The following is a 17,649-nucleotide window of genomic DNA, read 5'->3' on the forward strand; positions in this document are numbered from 1 at the left end:
CCCCGGGCCAAGCGGTGTCAGATCTTCGCGGCGATTTCCTTGAAAACTTTACTTACTCCGGCACCAGGAGTTCACTCAGACCACTTCGGTGAGCACCCGTGCCTGCTCGTCGAGGTCGCGGGCGTCCCGCACCGCACTGTGCACCGCCCAGCGCAGCACCCCGTCCCGGTCGACGACGAACGTGGAGCGGTCCGCACAACCGCGCTCCTCGTCGAGGACGTCGTACGCCCGCGCGGTCGCGCCGTGCGGCCAGAAGTCCGAGAGCAGCGGGAAGGTCAGTCCGTCCCGCTCGGCGAACGCCCGCAGCGAGAACATCGGGTCGCAGGAGACCGCGAGCACCTGGACGGTGTCGGACTGGAAGGTCGCCAGGCGGTCCCGCACCCCGCCGAGCTCGCCGGTGCACACCGAGCTGAAGGCGTAGGGGTAGAACATCACCACCACGGCCTTGCGGCCCCGGAACGACGCCAGCGAGACCTGCTGCCCGTGCTGGTCGCGGAGCGTGAACCCGGGCGCCTCCTGGCTGACCTCCAGGGTCACGGCGCGTCCTGCGGGCCGCGCTCGACCAGGTCTCGCTTGAGCACCTTGCCGGTGGCGTTGCGCGGCAGCTCGTCGAGGAACACGATCTCCCGCGGCACCTTGTAGCGCGCGAGGTTCTGCTTCCACGAAGTCCTTGAGCTCGTCCTGCGAGACCTGCGACCCCTCGGTGCGTACGACGAACGCGCGCAGCCGCTTGCCGTAGTCCTCGTCGTCGACCCCGAAGGCCGCCGCCTCCACGACCTGGTCGTGGCGGGACAGGCAGTCCTCGACCTCCTGGGGGAAGACGTTCTCGCCGCCGGACACGATCATGTCGTCGTCGCGGCCCTCGACGATCAGCCGGCCGCCCTCGTCGAACCGCCCGACGTCACCGGTCGCCATCAGGCCGTCGACCAGGTCCTTGCTGCCGCCGCCGGTGTAGCCCTCGAACAGGATGCTGTTGCCGACGAAGATCCGGCCGGCCTCCCCCGCGGGGAGCTCGGCGCCGTCCTCGTCGAGGATCTTCACCACCGTCGCGAACGGCGGCCGGCCCGCCGTACCCGGCGCCTCGCGGAGGTCGTCGGGGCTGGCGACCGTCGCGTAGGCGACCTCGGTGGAGCCGTAGACGTTGAACAGGTGGTCGCCGAACTGGTCCATCCAGGTGGTGCCGAGGTCGCCGGGCAGCGCCGACCCGGACGCGGCGACCACCTTGACGTTCGACAGGTCGTAGCGGTCGAGCGTCTCCTGCGGCAGCTGCATGATCCGCTGCAGCATCACCGGGATCACCACGAGCGAGTCGCAGTCCTCCTCGACCAGGGTCTGCAGGCAGCCCTCGGGGTCGAACCTGCGGCGCAGCACGACGGTGGAGCCGAGCAGCATGGCGAGCGCGAAGTGCGCCCACCCCCAGGTGTGGAACAGCGGGGCGGCCACGTGCGAGCGCCAGCCGGACTTCAGCGGCAGCCGGGACAGCAGCGCCGCGGCGGCCTCGATGCCGGCCTCGCTGCGGGGCGCGCCCTTCGGGGTGCCGGTCGTGCCGGAGGTGAGGATGATGATCCGGCTCTGCCTCGCCGGAGCGGGGTGGTCGCCGGGCGCCCCCTGGGCGATCAGCGACTCCAGGGTGACCCGGTCACCGGTGCCGGCGTCGTCCACCCAGCCGAGCACCCGGTCCCGGGTGCCGGCCTCCTCGAGCATCGCGGTGAACTCCTCGTCGTGCACGACGACCCGGGGCGCCTCGCGCTCCAGCACGTCCACGAGCTGCGGACCGGCGAAGGCGGTGTTCAGGTAGAGGATGTCGGCGCCGAGCTTGGCGGCGGCGATGCTCGCGTCGACGAAGCCGCGGTGGTTGCGGCACATGATCGCGATCCCGTCGCCGGGCCGCACGCCCCGCGAGCGCAGGGCGTCCGCGAGCCGGTTGCTGCGGTCGTGCAGCTCACCGAACGTCAGCGCGCCGAGCTCGTCGACGACCGCGGTCCGGTCGGTCTCCAGGATCGCCATCGCGGCGAAGCCGCCGGCCGGGCCGGTCCCCCACCGCAGCAGGGTCGCGCCGACGCGGGCCAGCTTGAGCGGCGGGTGCAGCCGTACGACGCCTGCGGAGGTGAGCACCCGCAGCAGGGTGGGCGCCTGGCCGAGGAGGCCGAGCCCCTTGGTGACCTTGCTCAACGAGTCCTCCTGAGCCGGGACGGTGCAGGGCTCAGTGCGCGGCCTTGGGAGCCACCAGGCGGGTCGCGGACCAGTCCTGGCTCACCGGCGCGGTCGTGGTCGTGGACAGGCCGGCCACCGGGGCTGCCTCGGCGACGTCGGCGGGGTCCACCGTGCCGGGCCGGCCCACCTTGGGCGTCAGCAGCCAGATCTCGCCGCCGGCCACCAGGTCGGTCAGGGAGTCGACGAGTGCGTCGACGAGGTCGCCGTCGGCCTCGCGCCACCACAGCAGCACGCAGTCCACGACATTGCCGTAGTCACCGTCCACCATGTCGGCGTCGATGGTGTCCTCGATCGAGACGCGCAGGGCGTCGTCGACGTCCTCGTCCCAGCCGAGCTCCTGGACGACCATCCCGGTCTTCAGACCCAGCCGCTCGCCGGCGTTCTGGGTGGCGGTGCCTTCGGGGCCACCCGAGGTCGCGCTCACGTCACTCCTCCACATCTCGAATCTCGTCGTCCGGTCGCCACGGCGTCCGGTGCTGCACTGTTGCGCGTAGTTCATCGGAAGTCGACCCGGCGCGCAAGGCACCGAGACGGGTGCCAGGCTACTGCCATGCACGCCGACCGCTCGCCGAATCCGGTGACTGCGCCCCTGCCGCCCCCGGCACCGGCCGCCCAGCCGCCCCGGGTGGTCGCCGTCGCGGCCAGCGCCGGGCACCGGTTCAGCAAGCAGACGCGGCCGGTCATCCGGCTCGTCGAGGGCCTCGGGGTGGAGGGCGACGCGCACCTCGGGGAGACCGTCCAGCACCGGTCCCGGGTGCGCCGCGACCCCTCGCAGCCCAACCTGCGCCAGGTGCACCTGATCCACGCCGAGCTCTTCGAGGAGGTGCACGGGGACGGCCCGCGGGTGCTCCCCGGCGACCTCGGCGAGAACGTCACCACCTGTGGCGTCGACCTGCTCGCGCTGTCCGCCGGGACCCTGCTGCTGCTCGGCGACACCGCCGAGGTGGTGGTCACCGGGCTCCGCAACCCGTGCGTGCAGATCGACCGCTTCCAGCCCGGTCTCCTCGCACGGGTGGTAGGTCGTGACGCCCAGGGCCGGGTGGTGCGCAAGGCGGGGGTGATGGCCGTCGTACGACGGGGTGGCGAGGTGCGTCCGGGCGACCCGGTGACCGTCGTACCCCCGGACGGGCCGCACCGTCCGCTCGAGGCCGTCTAGGACCGCGGCACGTCGTAGGTCAGGTCGACCATCTGGCCGTTGCGGGCGACGTCGACGAGCCGGAGCCCCTCGATGCGGCGCGGCAGCAGCGGGGCGCCGGACCCCAGCGTCACCGGCGCGACGCTGACGATGACCTGGTCGAGCAGCCCGGCGTCGTGGAACTGGCCCACCAGGTCGCCGCCGCCGACCAGCCACACGTTGCGGTCCCCGGCCGCCGCGACCAGGTCCGGGTGCACGACCGCGACGTCGCCCTGCACGAACCGCAGGTCGGCCCCGGGGATCGGCGTGAGCTCCCGGTGGCTGAACACCCAGGACGGCCGGTCGGCGTAGAACTCCTGCCAGCGTTGGGGGTTCTCCAGCAGGTGCTCGTGGTCGAGCACCCACTGGTACGTCGTCGCGCCCATCGCCATCGCACCGACGCCGGCCAGGAACTCCGCGAACCCGCTGCCCTCGTCCTCGCGCTCGACGGCGAACAGCCAGTCCAGGGAGTTGTCCGCGTCGGCGAGGAAGCCGTCGAGCGTCGTGGCGGTGCAGTACTGGGTGAGCGCCATGCGCTCACCCTAGGCACCGGACGTTCGCTACTGATCGGTAGATTTCCTGCGCGACGCGGGCGTGACACGATGAGCGGGGAACCAGCCCGTGACCCGGGCCGGCTCCCACCACGCAGTGCACACCGAGCACGAGAGCAGAGGAATCGTGGCAACAGGTTCTGAGCAGCAGTCGTCCGAGCTGGCCGCGGAGAAGTCCGCCGAGAAGGAAGCCATGTCGCAGCCCGGCGCTCCCTCGACCCGCGCCGTCGGGCGTCCCCAGGTGATCCACGAGGGGCTGCCCACGCAGCTCCCGGACATCGATCCCGACGAGACCAAGGAGTGGCTCGAGTCGTTCGACTCGATGGTCGACGACCGCGGCCGCAGCCGCGCGCGCTACGTGATGCTCCGCCTGCTGGAGCGAGCCCGCGAGCAGAACGTCGGCGTGCCCGCCCTGCGCAGCACGGACTACATCAACACGATCCCGCCCGAGCGTGAGCCGTGGTTCCCCGGCGACGAGGACATCGAGCGCCGGATCCGCGCCTTCCTGCGCTGGAACGCCGCCGTCACCGTGTCGACCGCGAACCGCAAGGGCCTCGAGGTCGGCGGTCACATCGCGACGTACCAGTCCTCGGCCTCGCTCTACGAGGTCGGCTTCAACCACTTCTTCAGGGGCAAGAACCACGAGGGCGGTGGCGACCAGATCTACATCCAGGGCCACGCCTCCCCCGGCATCTACGCCCGGGCGTTCCTCGAGGGCCGGCTCAACGAGACGCAGCTGTCCCGGTTCCGCCAGGAGGTGCAGCACGGCGTCGGCGAGGGCCTCTCGTCGTACCCGCACCCGCGGCTGATGCCGGACTTCTGGGAGTTCCCGACCGTGTCGATGGGCCTCACCGCCCTGAACGCGATCTACCAGGCCCGGTTCAACCGGTACATGCAGAACCGTGGGATCAAGGACACCAGCCAGCAGCACGTCTGGGCGTTCCTGGGCGACGGCGAGATGGGCGAGCCCGAGTCGCTGGGCGCCATCGGCGTCGCGGCCCGTGAGGAGCTCGACAACCTCACCTTCGTCGTGAACTGCAACCTGCAGCAGCTCGACGGCCCGGTGCGCGGCAACGGCAAGATCATCCAGGAGCTCGAGTCGACCTTCCGGGGCGCGGGCTGGAACGTCATCAAGGTCGTCTGGGGCCGCGAGTGGGACGACCTCCTGGCCCGCGACGTCGACGGCGTGCTGGTCAACAAGATGAACAGCACCCCGGACGGGCAGTTCCAGACCTACTCGGTCGAGAGCGGCGACTACATCCGCAACAACTTCTTCGGCGGCGACCCGCGGCTGCGCAAGATGGTCGAGCACATGACCGACGAGCAGATCGTGAAGCTGCCCCGTGGCGGCCACGACTACCGCAAGGTCTACTCGGCGTTCGACGCGGCGACCAAGCACGTCGGCCAGCCGACCGTGATCCTGGCGCACACCATCAAGGGCTGGACGATCGACGCCCTCGAGGGCAAGAACGCCACGCACCAGATGAAGAAGCTCACCAAGTCCGACCTCAAGAAGTTCCGCGACCGGCTGTACCTGCCGATCAGCGACAAGGAGATCGACGAGTCGGAGATCGCGCCGTTCTTCCACCCCGGCAAGGACTCCCCGGAGATCGAGTACATGCTCGAGCGCCGGCACGCCCTCGGCGGGTCGATCCCGAAGCGCGAGGTGCGCGCCAAGCTGCTCAAGCTGCCCGGCGACGAGGTGTACTCCGAGCTCAAGGCCGGCTCGGGCAAGCAGGCCATCGCCACCACGATGGCGCTGGTCCGGCTGCTCCGCGACCTGATGAAGGACAAGGAGATCGGCCAGCGCATCGTGCCGATCGCGCCGGACGAGTACCGCACGTTCGGCATGGACGGCATGTTCCCGACGGCCAAGGTCTACAACCCGATGGGCCAGCGCTACGAGTCCGTCGACCGCAACATGCTGCTGGCCTACAAGGAGTCCGCGCAGGGCCAGATGCTGCACGAGGGCATCTCCGAGGCGGGCGCGATGGCGTCCGCGACGGCAGCCGGCTCGGCGTACGCCACGCACGGCGAGCACATGATCCCGTTCTACCTGTTCTACTCGATGTTCGGCTTCCAGCGCACCGGTGACTCGATCTGGGCGATGGCCGACCAGTTGGCCAAGGGCTTCCTGATCGGCGCCACCGCGGGCCGCACCACGCTGACCGGCGAGGGGCTGCAGCACGCCGACGGCCACTCCCCGCTGCTCGCGGCGACCAACCCGGCGGTCGTGCACTACGACCCCGCGATGGCCTACGAGCTGAGCCACATCGTCCAGGACGGTCTGCGGCGGATGTACGGCGGCACCGAGAAGGACCCGGACGGCGAGAGCGTCATCTACTACCTGACGGTCTACAACGAGCCGACCGTGCAGCCCAAGGAGCCCGACGACCTCGACGTCGAGGGCCTGCTGCGCGGCATCTACCACGTGGCGACTCCCCCGCCGGTGCAGGGCGAGAAGGTCCCGCGGGTGCAGCTGCTCGCCTCCGGCGTGGGCTTCCCGTGGATCACCGAGGCGGCGAAGCTGCTGGCCGAGGACTGGGGCGTGGCGGCCGACACGTGGTCGGTGACGTCGTGGAACGAGCTGAGCCGCGACGCCGTGGCGTGCGAGGAGTGGAACCTCCTGCACCCCTCGGAGCCGGCCAAGGTCCCCTACATCACCGACAAGCTCAAGGAGGCCGAGGGGCCCGTCGTGGCGGTGAGCGACTACATGCGCGCCGTGCAGAACCAGATCGCCAAGTGGGTCCCCGGCGACTTCCACGCCCTCGGCGCGGACGGCTTCGGCTTCGCGGACACCCGTCCCGCGGCCCGCCGGTTCTTCCACATCGACGCCCAGTCGGTCGTCGTCCAGGCCCTCGCGGCCCTCGCCCAGCGCGGCGAGGTCAAGCCCGAGGTGGTCCAGGAGGCCTTCGACAAGTACCGCATCGACGACCCGACCGCCGTACGCGGCGTCAAGCAGGAGGGCGGCGACGCCTAGCCGACCCGGCGCCTCTGGCGGACGCACGACCGCCGACCCGGCGACTTTGGTGGACGAGCACAGGTGCTCGCCCGCCAGACGCGCCGGGTCGGCGGCTTTCCGGGCGCCAGAGGCGCCGGGTCAGGCGATCTCGGCCTGGCGGACAGGGGTGACCGCCGTGGGCACCGGGACCTGCCGGCCGTTCTTGAGCAGCGACCGCCAGCGGCCGCGGTGGTACGCCGCAGCCGGGTGCGCCCGGATGAACTCGTCGACGATCTTCACGAAGCGCTGCGGGTGGTCCTTGTGCGGGAAGTGGCCGGCGTTCGCGATCACCTCGACGGTGGCGCCGGGCGCGAACTCCGATGCGATCCCCGCGTGCTTGACCGGGATCACCGCGTCCTCGGTCCCCCATATCACGCACATCGGCATCGCCTGGGTGAGGTAGGCCCGGTCCACCATGGTGACGATCTGGCCGCGCCAGTCCACCACCGCGGACACCACGTGCCGGATGGCCCGTCGGGCGCGGGGGTCCTTGAAGGAGTCCACGATCATCGCGACCTCGTCGAGGTCACGGGCCTGCGGCAGCCCGGACGCGGCCAGGGCACGCAGCCCCGCCGTGGTCAGGTGGCGCACGCCGGGCAGGGTGACGACCCCCATCGCCTGGTGGAAGAACGGCAGCGTGATCGCCCGGATCGCCGGCGTCACCTCGGCGCCGAGGCCGCCGGGGGCGACCAGGATCATCCGCTCGGTGCGCTCGGGGAACTGGTAGGCGAACTGCATCGCGACGCCGCCGCCGAAGCTGTGCCCGACCACGGTGACCTTGTCCACGCCCAGGACCGTGAGCAGGTCCCGCATGCCGTTGGCGTAGCCGCCCACGCTGTAGTCCGCGCGCGGCTTGGCCGACCTGCCGTGCCCCAGCAGGTCCGGGGCGATCACGGTGTAGCGGCGCGAGAGCGCGGCGATCACCGGCAGCCAGGTGGTGTGGTCGCAGCCGAGGCCGTGCAGCAGCAGCAGCGCCGGTCCGGTGCCGACCTTGACGTACGCACGCTTGTGCCCGTGGATGGTGAGGTACTGGACCTCGATGGGCTTGGGCATGATGCTCCTGGAGGGACGCTTCGTGGTGACCGGAGTCAGAACACAGGGCTAAATTAGTATGAACCAGCGCCCAGCGGCCCAAACCGACCGTTCGGCCAGGGCTGGACCGGTCAACCGTCCCCGCCGGTGAAATAGGGTCGGGTCATGAGCGGCAGCAGCGAACGCGACCGGGAGCAGATCGCCCGGCGGCTGCAGCGCTCCGTCGGTGCCCTGGCGACCTCCACGGTCACCCGGATGGAGCGGGACATGCCGTGGTTCCGCCGGATGTCGGCCGAGGACCGGTCCTGGATCGGGTTGATCGTGCAGGCCGGCATCACCTCGTTCGTGGAGTGGTACCGCGAACCCGACGGCTCCGCCCCGGTCACCGCCGAGGTCTTCGGGGTGGCACCGCGGGCCCTGACCGGAGTTGTGAGCCTCCACCAAACCGTCGAGATGGTGCGGCTGACCATCGAGGTGGTCGAGGAGAACGTCACCGAGGCGGTCGGGGAGGCCGACGCCGACTCCGTGCGGTACTCGATCGTCCGGTACGCACGGGAGGTCGCGTTCGCCACCGCGGAGGTGTACGCCCGGGCCGCGGAGATGCGGGGCGCGTGGGACGCGCGGCTCGAGGCGCTGGTCGTGGACAGCGTGCTGCGCGCCGAGGCGGACGAGACGGTCCGGTCCCGGGCGAGCGCGCTCGGCTGGGAGTCCAAGGGCGCCGTGATCGTGGTGCTCGGCCGCGTCCCCGACGGCGAGTCCGCCGGCCGGGCCCGCGAGTCCCTCATCGACGACGTACGACGCTCCGCGCGGCACCTCGGGCTGGACGCGCTGTGCGCCATGCAGGGCGACCGGATGGTGGTCGTTCTGGGCGGAGTGGACAACCCGGACAAGGCGGGAGCGGCGGTGGCGGACCACTTCGGGGACGGGCCGGTGGTCGTCGGGCCGGTCGTGCCGGACCTCGTGCACGCGAGCATCTCGGCCCGGGCCGCGACCGCGGGCCTGCGGGCCGCCCCGGGCTGGCCGGACGCCCCGCGCCCGGTGACGAGCGACGACCTGCTGCCCGAGCGGGCGCTGTCCGGCGACGGCCACGCCCGCCGCCAGCTGGTCCAGGAGGTCTACCTCCCGCTCGCCGCGGCGGGCTCGGCGACCATCGAGACGGTGTCGTCGTTCCTGGACCACGGGGGCTCGATCGAGGGCACCGCGCGGGCGATGTTCGTGCACGCCAACACCGTCCGCTACCGGCTCCGGCGGGCCGCCGAGGTGACCGGCCTGACCACCAACGACCCCCGGCACGCCTACACCTACCGGGTGGCGCTGACCCTCGGCCGGCTGGCCCCGCCGGACTCGACGACACCGCCGTCGGTGTAAACGGTCTTTGTAGGGTTCCTACAAGAACACCCCCCGAATCTTCGTGTGCGCCGAGCACGCGGTCCGGGCCCCCGGCGCGACAGAGTTGACCTGTGCTCGCCATCGTTGCTCCCGGCCAAGGTGCCCAGACCCCCGGCTTCCTGACCCCCTGGGTCGAGAACCCGGTCTTCCGCGACCGGCTGACCTGGCTCTCCGCGGTCGCCGGCCTCGATCTCGTCCACTACGGCACGGAGGCCGACGCGGACACGATCCGCGACACCGCGGTGGCCCAGCCGCTGCTGGTCGCCTCCGGCCTGCTGGCCGCGCTCGAGCTGTTCCCGCACCCGGCCGACGCGTTCGACCAGGTCGGCGCGGTCGCCGGGCACAGCGTCGGCGAGCTCACCGCGGCGGCCGGCGCCCGCGCGATCACCGCCGAGCAGGCCATGGTGCTGGTCCGCCAGCGCGGCAACGCGATGGCGGCGGCCGCGCAGCAGACCCCGACCAGCATGACCGCGGTGCTGGGCGGCGACCGCGACGAGGTGCTCGCCAAGCTCGAGCAGCACGGGCTGACCGCGGCCAACGACAACGGCCCCGGCCAGATCGTCGCGGCCGGCACCGTCGAGCAGCTCGCGGCGTTCGCCGAGGACCCGCCGGCCAAGGCCCGCCTGGTCCCGCTGTCGGTCGCCGGCGCGTTCCACACCCAGCACATGGGGCCCGCGGTCGAGGTGCTCGCCGGCCTGGCCCGCTCGGTGTCGACCCACGACGCGCGGATCCCGCTGATCTCCAACCGGGACGGCCAGGTCGTGCACGACGGCCGCGAGGTGCTCAAGCGCATCGTCACCCAGATCAGCTCGCCGGTCCGCTGGGACCTCTGCATGGAGACGATGCTCGACCTCGGCGTCACCGGGATGCTCGAGATGCCGCCGGCCGGCACCCTGACCGGCATCGCCCGGCGGGCGATGAAGGGCGTCGAGACGTTCGCGCTGAAGACCCCCGACCAGCTCGACGACGCCCGCGCGTTCATCGAGAAGCACGGCGGGCGGACGCACCTGGACACCAACCCGACCTGGCGGATGCTCGTCGCCCCCGCGAAGGGCACCTTCCACCAGACCGCCGACCTGCCCGAGGGCAGCTCGATCGCGCCGGACACCCGGGTCGGCGCCGTGCAGGGCCGGCAGGACGAGACCGCGATCACCGCGCCGTACGGCGGCACGATCGTGGAGTGGCTCGTCGAGGACGGCGACCTCGTCTCCCCTGGCCAGCCGTTGATCCGCCTGCACCCGGAAGGGGTGAACGCATGACCACGCTCAACCCGTCCGTCGGCGCCGCACAGTCACGGATCCTCGGGATCGGCACCTACCGTCCCGAGCGCATCGTCCCGAACTCCGAGCTCGTCGAGGCCATCGACTCCAGCGACGAGTGGATCCAGCAGCGCTCGGGCATCAAGGAGCGCCGCTTCGCGGGTCCCGAGGAGACCGTGCAGATGATGTCGGTCGCCGCCTCCCGCCAGGCGCTGGAGCGGGCCGGCATCGACGCCGCGCAGATCGACTGCGTCGTCGTGGCGACCGTCTCCCACATGCTGCAGACCCCGGCGATCGCCACCGCGATCGCGCACGAGCTCGGCACCGACAAGGCGCCGGCCTTCGACATCTCCGCGGCCTGCGCGGGCTTCTGCCACGGCCTCGCGCTGGGCTCTGACATGGTCCGGGCCGGCAGCGCCAAGCACGTGCTGGTGATCGGCGTCGAGCGGCTCACCGACATCACCAGCCTCAACGACCGCGGGACGGCGTTCATCTTCGCCGACGGCGCGGGCGCGGCCGTGATCGGTCCCTCCGAGGAGGTCGGCATCGGCCCGGTCGTCTGGGGCTCCGACGGCGAGCAGTACGACCTGATCCGTCAGGACGAGGACTGGCGCGACGTGCTGGTCCAGGAGAAGCCGACCATGCCGCACCTGATCATGCAGGGCGCCGCGGTGTTCCGCTGGGCGTCGTTCGCGATGGCCAAGATCGCCGAGGCCACCCTGGACAAGGCCGGGATCACCGTCGACGACCTCGACGTGTTCGTGCCGCACCAGGCGAACATGCGGATCATCGACGCGATGGCCCGCTCCATGAAGCTCCCCGCGCACGTCCAGATCGCCCGGGACATCGCCGAGCAGGGCAACACCTCGGCGGCCTCCATCCCGCTGGCGCTCGGCCGGATGATCGACGAGGGCACCGCCAAGAGCGGTGACACCGCGCTGCTGATCGCCTTCGGCGCCGGCCTGGCGTACGCCGCGCAGGTCGTCGTCCTCCCGTAGCCTCCCCCCGAGTTCCCGGCGCCAGACGCGTCCGGGTCACGAGCACCACCCGCAGCACCCACCACCACCCGCAACCTGAAGGAGTTCCCCGCAATGGCAACCACTGAGGAAATCCGCTCCGACCTCGCCGAGATCGTCAACGAGGTCGCCGGCATTCCCGCCGACGACGTCCAGATGGACAAGTCGTTCGTCGACGACCTCGACGTCGACTCGCTGTCCATGGTCGAGGTCGTCGTGGCCGCCGAGGAGAAGTTCGACGTCAAGATCCCCGACGACGAGGTCAAGAACCTCAAGACCGTCGGCGACGCCGTGGCCTTCATCGAGCGCGCCCAGAACGGCTGAGCGAGCCCGTCGTACGGACGGGTTCCTCCGGCATCGGACGCGCACCAGTGACCCCGGGTCACGTCTCGTCACCGATGTCGGAGGACCGTCCACAGCTCGACCTCGCAGCACAGCAGACCAGCAGCACAGCAGCACAGCAGCACAGCAGCACACCGACCACACCGCGGCCGCCCCAGCGCAGCCCGCACGACACCTCTGAGGTGAACAGACCATGAGCGCCACACGCGTCGTCGTGACCGGACTCGGCACGACCTCCCCCGTCGGCGGGGACGTCCCCAGCACCTGGGCCGCCCTGCTCGCCGGCCAGTCCGGCGTCAAGACGCTGCCCTACGACTGGGCCGACCAGATCCCGGTGAAGATCGCCGGCGTCGCCGCGGTCGAGCCCACCGAGGTCCTCGAGCGGGTCAAGGCACGCCGCCTCGACCGCTCCACCCAGTTCGCGCTCGTGGCCGCCATGGAGGCCTGGAAGGACGCCGGCCTCGACGTCTCCCCGCCCGACCCGGAGCGCACCGGCGTCGCGCTGCCCTCGGGCATCGGCGGCGTGCAGACGCTGCTGCAGAACTACGACGTGCTCAAGGAGAAGGGCTACCGCCGCGTCTCCCCGCTCGCGGTCCCGATGCTGATGCCGAACGCGCCGGCCGCGAACGTCGGCCTCTACGTCAACGCCAAGGGCCCCGTGCAGAGCCCGGTCTCGGCCTGCGCGTCGGGCAACGAGGGCGTCGCGCTCGGCGTGGACCAGATCCGGCTGGGCCGCGCGGACGTGGTCGTCGTCGGCGGCACCGAGGCCGCGATCCACCCGCTGCCGATGGCCGCCTTCGGCCAGATGATGGCGCTGTCCAAGCGTGAGGGCGACCCGACCACGGTGTCCCGCCCCTGGGACGTGGGCCGCGACGGGTTCGTGCTCGGCGAGGGCGCGGCCGTGCTGATCCTCGAGTCCGAGGAGCACGCCTTGGCGCGCGGCGCGAGGATCTACGCCGAGGTGAAGGGCGCGGGCCTGACCGACGACTCCCACGACATCGCGCAGCCCGACCCCGCGGGCCGGGGCGGCGCCCGGGCGATCGCCCGCTGCCTGCTGGAGAGCGACCTGTCGGCCACCGACATCCGACACATCAACGCGCACGCCACGTCGACCCCGCAGGGCGACATCGCCGAGGGCCTGATGATCCACGCCACCCTCGGCTCGCACTGGGACCAGGTCGTGGTCACCAGCACCAAGTCGATGACCGGCCACCTGCTCGGCGGTGCCGGGGCGCTCGAGTCGCTGGCCACCGTGCTCGCGGTCTACCACCGGGTCGTCCCGCCGACGATCAACCTCGACGACCAGGACCCCGCCGTGGAGCTCGACATCGCCACCAAGCCGCGCGACCTGCCGGCCGGCGACTTCGCGGCGCTGAACAACTCCTTCGGCTTCGGTGGCTCCAACGTCGCCGTCGCCTTCGCCACCGCCTGACGAGGAGCCCGATGACCCAGGCGCCGGCGGCACCTGTCGCCAAGCCCGCCAAGCTCCCCCGCGAGCAGGACCCCCGCAACCCGAACTTCCGGCTCGCGGCCCTGTTCGACGAGGGCACGCTCGAGCTGATCACCCCCGACGACGGCAGCGGCATGCTGGCCGCCGTCGGCAAGGTGGCCGGCACGCACGTGGTGGCGTTCTGCTCCGACGCCACGGTGATGGGCGGCGCGATGGGCGAGGTCGGCTGCAAGGTCGTCGTGCACGCCTACCAGCGCGCCCTCGCCGACCAGGCCCCGATCGTCGGCCTGTGGCACTCCGGGGGCGCCCGGCTGGCCGAGGGCGTGCTGTCGCTGCACGCCGTCGGTGAGATCTTCCACGCGATGACCCAGGCCTCCGGCAAGGTCCCGCAGATCTCCGTCGTGCTCGGCCCCGCGGCCGGCGGCGCTGCCTACGGCCCGGCGCTGACCGACCTGGTGATCCTCGGCCCGGAGGGCCGGATCTTCGTCACCGGCCCCGACGTGGTCCGCTCCGTCACCGGCGAGGACGTCGACATGCTCCGCCTCGGCGGACCGGAGCCGCACGGCCGCCGCTCGGGCGTCGTGCACATCCTCACCGAGTCCGAGCAGGAGGCCATCGACCGGGCCCGCACGGTCGCGACGCTGCTCGGCGCGCAGGGCACGCTCGACGTGTCCGCGGTCGAGGACGTGGACCTCTCGCAGATGCTGCCGGAGTCCAAGAAGCGGGCGTACGACGTGCACCCGCTCGTCGAGGCGATCCTGGACCGGGGCACCACCCAGGAGGTGCACGCCAAGTGGGCGCCGAACATCGTCACGGCGCTCGGCCGGTTCGGCGGTCGCAGCGTCGGCGTGATCGCCAACAACCCGCTGCGCCTCGGGGGCTGCCTGGACTCGCTGTCCGCCGAGAAGGCGTCCCGGTTCGTGCGGATGTGCGACGCGTTCGGCGTGCCGCTGATCGTCGTGGTCGACGTACCCGGCTACCTTCCCGGCGTCGGCCAGGAGTGGGACGGCGTCGTACGACGCGGGGCGAAGCTGCTGCACGCGTTCGGCGAGGCCGTCGTGCCGCGGGTCACGCTGGTGACGCGCAAGACCTACGGCGGCGCCTACATCGCGATGAACTCCCGCTCGCTCGGCGCCACCAAGGTGTTCGCGTGGCCGGGGGCCGAGGTGGCCGTGATGGGTGCGGTCGCCGCGATCCGGATCCTGCACCGCCGCAAGCTGCTCGAGGTCGCGCCGGACATCCGCCCGCAGGTCGAGGCCGAGCTGGCCGCCGAGCACGAGCGGATCGCCGGCGGCGTCGAGAAGGCCGTGGAGATCGGCGTGGTCGACGAGGTCGTGGAGCCCTCGGCCACCCGCACCGCGCTGGCCAGGGCGATCGCCGGCGCCGGCCTCGTGCACCGCGGGGCGCACGGCAACATCCCGCTCTGACGCGGCCTCAGAGGTTCGCCCGCAGGAAGGCCGTGGTACGGCGCATCGACTGCGGCCACAGCGCGACGAACGCGTGGTCCTCCCCCGGGTAGACGCGCAGCCGGACGTCCACGCCGGCGCGCCTCATCGCCCGCAGGGTGGCCCGGCTCCAGCGCAGCGGGCAGGTCGCGTCCACCGCACCGTGGTGGATCAGCACCGGCTCGGTGATCCGGTCGAAGTACGGCCGCGGGCTGACCTGACGCCAGAACCGCGGGTTCTCGCGCGGATCGCCGTGCCGGCGCAGCAGGAGGTCCGAGAGCGCGCTGCGCCCCGGGTCGTCGCGGATCCAGCGGTCGAAGTTGTCGGCGGTGCGCGAGCTGACCGGCGCGAACACGACCGCGGCGTCGACCAGGCCGGGCCGGGCGACCAGCACGTTGTAGACCACGCCACCGCCCATCGACCGCCCGACCAGCCCCACCCGGTCGTCGTCGACCGCGACCTCGGTCGTGCGGCGCAGCGCGTGCACGGCGTTGACCACGTCGGTCGTGTAGCCGAGCCGCAGCCGGCGCTCGGCGGTCGGGTCCTCGGCGGAGAAGGCGTGGTTGCGGTAGTCGGTGTGCAGCACGACGTAGCCGGCCCGGGCGAGCCAGTCCTGCTCGCGCCGCATGCCCTGACCGTTCACGTAGACCGCCGGGTCGATGTAGCCGTGCGCCAGCACCACCGCCGGGAACGGCTCCCGGCCGCGCGGCACGTCGAGCTTGCCGGAGATCCGCAGACCGTTGCTGCGGTAGGTCACGGAGTACGACGTGTAGGCGTCCGTCCTGGCCAGGGTGCGGCGCAGGGCGAGACCCCGCCCGTCGTACCGGGCGGTGAACAGGGCCGGCACGGAGACCGGGTCGGGAGGCGGCACCGTCCGGGTCGGGGACGGGGAGGCCAGGGCGGGCGACGGCGACGGCGACGGCGACGGGACCGACGGTGTCACGCTCCGGCCGGGCGGGCGTCGGGACTCCTCCGCGCCGGTGCAGGCCGCGAGGACGGCCAGGGCGGCGAGCAGCGCGACCCGGCCGGCGAGACGCCGTCGTCGCGCGAGCACCCGCCCATCATCGCCGCCGCGGACGGGACCGGACCAGGCCCGAGAACCGGTGCCGGCGGACCGGTCAGTCGAGCCGGGCGTGCAGGAACGTCACCGTGCGGTGCATGAACCGCGGCCAGGACCGGTCGAACCGGTGGTCCTCGCCGGGGTACTCGTACAGCGTCACGTCCTTGCCGCGGGCCTCCAGCGCGCGGGTGGTCGCCTCCGACCAGCGCACCGGGCAGACCGGGTCGGCGGTCCCGTGGTCGATCTGCAGGGGCACGTCGATCCGGTCGAGGTAGCTGCGCGAGCTCGCCGACCGCCAGAAGGCGGGCCGCGACGCCGGCGTCCCGAAGGCGCCCTCGACCCGCCGGCGCAGCGCCGGGTCCGGCACCACCCAGCGCCGGTAGTTGTCGGCGGCCAGCGAGCTCACCGGCGAGTAGAGCACCGCCGCCCGGGCGAGGTGCGGGCGGGCGACCAGGGCCTGGAGCACCACGCCGCCGCCCATCGAGCGGCCGAGCAGCCCGATCCGGGAGGCGTCGGCGAACGGCAGTCGCGCCTTCTTCAGGGCGGAGACGGCGTTCACGAGGTCGGCCGGGTAGCCGAGCGGCCGGGCCACCGGGTCCGGGCTCTCCCGCGTCGAGCGGGCGTAGTTGCGGTAGTCGATCTGGAAGGCGACGAAGCCGCTCTGTGCGAGGTAGACCTGCTCGCGCACCAGCATCGAGCCCGACGTGTAGCGGGCCGGGGCGTTGTAGCCGTGCGCGATCACCACGACCGGGTGCCGCCCGGGACGGTTCGGCACCACCAGCACGCCGGTGACGCTGAGCGCGCCGCTGCGGTAGACCACCGCGTAGCGCGTGAACGCGAGCTCGCGCTGGAGCGTGCCGGTGACCCGCAGGCCGTGCCCGTCGTACCGGTGGGTGAGGAGCGCCGGCACCGAGACCAGGTTGAACGGGGTGGAGGTGTCGTTGTGGGCACCGAGGAGGACCGGTGCGGTGCCGGGGACGCCGAGCGTCGTCGAGGAGGCGGGCGCGCACGCGGCGAGGAGGCCCGCCAGGGCGAGCAGCACCAGGAGACGCGCGAGCCGGGATGTCACGCGGAGATTGTCAGGAGGTGGGGGCGCTTCGCGCAGGGGAATACGCGAAGTGCCGCCCGGGCGTGACCGGAGTCTCAGACGACCTGGTGCAGCCAGCGCACCGGAGCGCCGTCGCCGGCGTACCGGAACGTCTCGAGCTCGTCGTCCCACGGCTTGCCGAGGAGCTTGTCGATCTCGTTGTTGAGGGTGGTGTCGCCGAGCGCGGACTTGACCACCGCGGCCTTGAGCCGGTCCTCGGGGATCATGATGTCGCCGTGCACGCCGATCACGGCGTGGAAGACGCCGAGGTCGGGCGTGTAGGAGAACCGGGAGCCCTCGGTGCCGGAGGTCGGCTCCTCGGTCACCTCGAAGCGCAGCTGGTTCCAGCCGCGCAGCGCCGAGGCGATGGCGGCCGCCGTGCCGGCGTCGCCCGCCCAGGAGAACTCGGCGCGGTACGTCCCGGCCTGGGCACCTTGCGGCGTCCAGTCCAGGCTGACGGCGTTGCCGAGCACACCGCCGGCCGCCCACTCGATGTGCGGGCACAGCGCTGACGGCGCAGAGTGGACGTAGAGCACGCCCCGTGTCGCAGTTCGTGTGGTCACCGTGGCCTCCTAGATCCGGCGCGAGATACGCCTTCCCCAGCGGTCTCCGTGGATCTCGAGGTCCTG

At 72.1% G+C, this 17,649-nt stretch carries 15 protein-coding genes; 8 read left to right on the forward strand and 7 right to left on the reverse strand.

The window, feature by feature from the left end:
* Window positions 1-75: 75 nt before the first annotated feature.
* Both KRR39_RS26125 and KRR39_RS12665 read right to left on the reverse strand, forming a co-directional pair.
* On the reverse strand, window positions 76-2,172 hold the full coding sequence (locus KRR39_RS26125) for an AMP-binding protein (protein WP_367303665.1): 2,097 nt from the start codon (window positions 2,170-2,172) through the stop codon (window positions 76-78).
* A 31-nt stretch (window positions 2,173-2,203) separates the two neighbouring features.
* A complete protein-coding gene (locus KRR39_RS12665) occupies window positions 2,204-2,638 on the reverse strand; it encodes a DUF3052 domain-containing protein (protein ID WP_254185110.1) in 435 nt (144 codons plus the stop codon).
* 126 nt (window positions 2,639-2,764) lie between these two features.
* On the opposite strand from KRR39_RS12665, the gene KRR39_RS12670 reads away from it, so the two are divergent.
* Window positions 2,765-3,370: an MOSC domain-containing protein gene (locus KRR39_RS12670; protein ID WP_216937365.1), complete on the forward strand. Its 606-nt coding sequence runs from the start codon at window positions 2,765-2,767 to the stop codon at window positions 3,368-3,370.
* Here KRR39_RS12670 and KRR39_RS12675 read toward each other — a convergent pair.
* Window positions 3,367-3,921, reverse strand: coding sequence for a dihydrofolate reductase family protein (locus tag KRR39_RS12675; RefSeq protein ID WP_216937367.1), 555 nt, complete (start codon window positions 3,919-3,921; stop codon window positions 3,367-3,369). The genes KRR39_RS12670 and KRR39_RS12675 overlap by 4 nt on opposite strands.
* Window positions 3,922-4,132: 211 nt before the next feature.
* Between KRR39_RS12675 and aceE the strand changes: the two genes are divergently transcribed.
* Window positions 4,133-6,919: a pyruvate dehydrogenase (acetyl-transferring), homodimeric type gene (gene aceE / locus KRR39_RS12680; protein WP_216942603.1), complete on the forward strand. Its 2,787-nt coding sequence runs from the start codon at window positions 4,133-4,135 to the stop codon at window positions 6,917-6,919.
* 120 nt (window positions 6,920-7,039) lie between these two features.
* Here aceE and KRR39_RS12685 read toward each other — a convergent pair whose 3' ends face one another.
* On the reverse strand, window positions 7,040-7,993 hold the full coding sequence (locus KRR39_RS12685; protein ID WP_216937368.1) for an alpha/beta fold hydrolase: 954 nt from the start codon (window positions 7,991-7,993) through the stop codon (window positions 7,040-7,042).
* A 144-nt stretch (window positions 7,994-8,137) separates the two neighbouring features.
* Here KRR39_RS12685 and KRR39_RS12690 point away from each other — a divergent pair, with 144 nt between their 5' ends.
* The 6 genes from KRR39_RS12690 (at window position 8,138) to KRR39_RS12715 (ending at window position 14,855) form a co-directional block, all read left to right on the forward strand.
* Window positions 8,138-9,340: a PucR family transcriptional regulator gene (locus KRR39_RS12690; protein WP_216937369.1), complete on the forward strand. Its 1,203-nt coding sequence runs from the start codon at window positions 8,138-8,140 to the stop codon at window positions 9,338-9,340.
* A gap of 92 nt (window positions 9,341-9,432) precedes the next feature.
* Window positions 9,433-10,620 (forward strand): acyltransferase domain-containing protein, encoded by a 1,188-nt coding sequence (locus tag KRR39_RS12695; RefSeq protein ID WP_216937370.1) that lies wholly within the window; start codon window positions 9,433-9,435, stop codon window positions 10,618-10,620.
* Window positions 10,617-11,618, forward strand: a complete 1,002-nt coding sequence (locus KRR39_RS12700; RefSeq protein WP_216937371.1) for a beta-ketoacyl-ACP synthase III — start codon at window positions 10,617-10,619, stop codon at window positions 11,616-11,618. The genes KRR39_RS12695 and KRR39_RS12700 overlap by 4 nt, the downstream gene beginning before the upstream one ends.
* A gap of 93 nt (window positions 11,619-11,711) precedes the next feature.
* Window positions 11,712-11,960: an acyl carrier protein gene (locus tag KRR39_RS12705; protein WP_216937372.1), complete on the forward strand. Its 249-nt coding sequence runs from the start codon at window positions 11,712-11,714 to the stop codon at window positions 11,958-11,960.
* Window positions 11,961-12,171: 211 nt separating this feature from the next.
* Entirely contained in the window at window positions 12,172-13,410 is a 1,239-nt protein-coding gene (locus KRR39_RS12710; protein ID WP_216937373.1) for a beta-ketoacyl-[acyl-carrier-protein] synthase family protein, read from the forward strand.
* Window positions 13,411-13,421: 11 nt separating this feature from the next.
* Entirely contained in the window at window positions 13,422-14,855 is a 1,434-nt protein-coding gene (locus KRR39_RS12715; RefSeq protein WP_216937375.1) for an acyl-CoA carboxylase subunit beta, read from the forward strand.
* Between the two features lie 7 nt (window positions 14,856-14,862).
* On the opposite strand, the gene KRR39_RS12720 is transcribed toward KRR39_RS12715, so the two are convergent.
* The 3 genes from KRR39_RS12720 to KRR39_RS12730 all read right to left on the reverse strand — a co-directional run bounded on the left by KRR39_RS12720 (window position 14,863) and on the right by KRR39_RS12730 (window position 17,583).
* A complete protein-coding gene (locus tag KRR39_RS12720) occupies window positions 14,863-15,927 on the reverse strand; it encodes an alpha/beta hydrolase family protein (protein ID WP_216937377.1) in 1,065 nt (354 codons plus the stop codon).
* Between the two features lie 64 nt (window positions 15,928-15,991).
* Window positions 15,992-17,002, reverse strand: a complete 1,011-nt coding sequence (locus tag KRR39_RS12725; RefSeq protein ID WP_216937379.1) for an alpha/beta hydrolase family protein — start codon at window positions 17,000-17,002, stop codon at window positions 15,992-15,994.
* Window positions 17,003-17,076: 74 nt separating this feature from the next.
* Window positions 17,077-17,583, reverse strand: a complete 507-nt coding sequence (locus tag KRR39_RS12730; protein ID WP_216937381.1) for a DUF3145 domain-containing protein — start codon at window positions 17,581-17,583, stop codon at window positions 17,077-17,079.
* Window positions 17,584-17,649: the final 66 nt, after the last annotated feature.

This window comes from Nocardioides panacis, assembly GCF_019039255.1.
GTDB lineage: Bacteria > Actinomycetota > Actinomycetes > Propionibacteriales > Nocardioidaceae > Nocardioides_B > Nocardioides_B panacis.

Excerpts from the sequence above, each read along its gene's own strand:
- KRR39_RS12675 (WP_216937367.1), bottom strand. The coding sequence starts at position 3,921 with ATGGCGCTCACCCAGTACTGCACCGCCACGACGCTCGACGGCTTCCTC.
- KRR39_RS12690 (WP_216937369.1), top strand. The coding sequence starts at position 8,138 with ATGAGCGGCAGCAGCGAACGCGACCGGGAGCAGATCGCCCGGCGGCTG.
- KRR39_RS12705 (WP_216937372.1), top strand. The coding sequence starts at position 11,712 with ATGGCAACCACTGAGGAAATCCGCTCCGACCTCGCCGAGATCGTCAAC.
- KRR39_RS12685 (WP_216937368.1), bottom strand. The coding sequence starts at position 7,993 with ATGCCCAAGCCCATCGAGGTCCAGTACCTCACCATCCACGGGCACAAG.
- KRR39_RS12700 (WP_216937371.1), top strand. The coding sequence starts at position 10,617 with ATGACCACGCTCAACCCGTCCGTCGGCGCCGCACAGTCACGGATCCTC.
- aceE (WP_216942603.1), top strand. The coding sequence starts at position 4,133 with ATGTCGCAGCCCGGCGCTCCCTCGACCCGCGCCGTCGGGCGTCCCCAG.
- KRR39_RS12710 (WP_216937373.1), top strand. The coding sequence starts at position 12,172 with ATGAGCGCCACACGCGTCGTCGTGACCGGACTCGGCACGACCTCCCCC.
- KRR39_RS12715 (WP_216937375.1), top strand. The coding sequence starts at position 13,422 with ATGACCCAGGCGCCGGCGGCACCTGTCGCCAAGCCCGCCAAGCTCCCC.
- KRR39_RS12670 (WP_216937365.1), top strand. The coding sequence starts at position 2,765 with ATGCACGCCGACCGCTCGCCGAATCCGGTGACTGCGCCCCTGCCGCCC.